Origin of the sequence: Ligilactobacillus apodemi DSM 16634 = JCM 16172 (assembly GCF_001434405.1) — a bacterium.
GTDB classification, from domain to species: Bacteria; Bacillota; Bacilli; order Lactobacillales; family Lactobacillaceae; genus Ligilactobacillus; species Ligilactobacillus apodemi.
Genome location: NZ_AZFT01000011.1, coordinates 1 through 365 on the forward strand (window position 1 = coordinate 1; position 365 = coordinate 365).

Sequence of the window (365 nt, forward strand, 5' to 3'; positions counted from 1 at the left end):
ATTCGCTTGTACTTAATGATTCACTCAATGAGGTTGAAGTTGATTCACTTGCTCTTGCTGATTCGCTCAACGATGTTGACGCTGATTCACTTGCACTTACCGATTCGCTCAACGATGTTGACGCTGATTCACTTGCTCTTGCTGACTCGCTCAATGACGTTGACGCTGATTCACTTGCTCTTGCTGACTCGCTCAACGATGTTGAGGCGGATTCACTTGCACTTACTGATTCACTCAATGATGTGCTTGCTGATTCACTTGCGCTTACTGATTCACTTACAGATGTGCTTGCTGATTCACTGGCGCTCACTGATTCGCTCAACGATGTCGATGCGGATTCACTGGCGCTTACTGATTCACTCAAT

At 46.0% G+C, this 365-nt stretch carries 1 pseudogene; it reads left to right on the forward strand.

Annotation, left to right across the window (positions count from 1 at the left end):
* Positions 1–365: pseudogene (locus tag FC32_RS10830) on the forward strand (MSCRAMM family adhesin SdrC); the annotation flags it as partial.